We start from the raw sequence: 1097 nt of genomic DNA on the forward strand, positions 1-1097 counted from the left end.
CAGTTATTGGTAAAGTAGCAGCCACAGATCCAGAAAACAAAGCACTTACATTTACACTAACTAAAAATAGTGATGCTCTTTTTGAGTTAACCGATACAGGAGAATTAAGTTTGGTAGCTGGTAAAAAACTGGATTTTGAAACCACTACTTCGTATACACTTTCTGTAGAAGTATCAGATGGTACTCATAAGGCAAGTGCAGATATTACGATTACTGTAGAGAATGTTGTAGAACCTTTTATCACCACCTGGAAAACAACTGAAGCTAATGAAATGATTACTATTGGAGTTACTAAGGAATTAACATATGATTATACCATAGATTGGGGTGATGGTACTATTGAAAAGAATCAAACTACGCTTCCTAGTCATACTTATGTAACAGCCAATACATATACAGTTAAAGTTTCAGGAAAATTTCCTAGTATCTCTATGAACGAGGGAAAAGATGCTCATAAACTACAGACTATAGAGCAGTGGGGAGATATTAAATGGAAATCGTTTTATGGAGCTTTTGCAGAATGTAACAATATGATTTATAATGCCAAAGATGTACCTGATTTATCCCAAGTAGCCAGTATTGCAGGTATATTTGCTCGTTGTACGAAGTTTAATGCAGATCTTAATGATTGGGATGTTAGTACCATTACAGATATGAGAGCAGTATTCTTAGGTGCTTCTTCCTTTAATGGTAATATAAGTAATTGGGATGTAAGTAAAGTGACCGATATGTTTGGAATGTTTGGAGAATGTAGCAAGTTTAATGGAGATCTAAGCAATTGGGATGTAAGTAATGTAACTGATATGAGAGGTATGTTTAGTCATGCTACATCTTTTACCCGAGATCTAAATAGTTGGAATGTAAGTAAAGTTACAGATATGACGGATATGTTTTCCAGCACTGATTCTTTTAATGGAGACCTTAGTAAATGGGATGTGAGTAATGTTACTAAAATGATAAGAATGTTTATTAATGCTCCATCTTTTAATGGAGACCTTAGCCAATGGGATGTAAGTAATGTTACCGAAATGGGACAGATGTTTTCTGGTGCTACATCTTTCAATGGAGATGTAAGTCAATGGGATGTAAGTAATGTT

General features: G+C 34.5%; 1 protein-coding gene. It reads left to right on the top strand.

Annotation, left to right across the window (positions count from 1 at the left end):
- A partial coding sequence (locus Z053_RS30575; protein ID WP_025668029.1) for a BspA family leucine-rich repeat surface protein occupies positions 1 to 1097 on the top strand: 1097 nt, incomplete at both ends.

The organism is Aquimarina megaterium XH134, from assembly GCF_000520975.1.
Lineage (GTDB): Bacteria > Bacteroidota > Bacteroidia > Flavobacteriales > Flavobacteriaceae > Aquimarina > Aquimarina megaterium.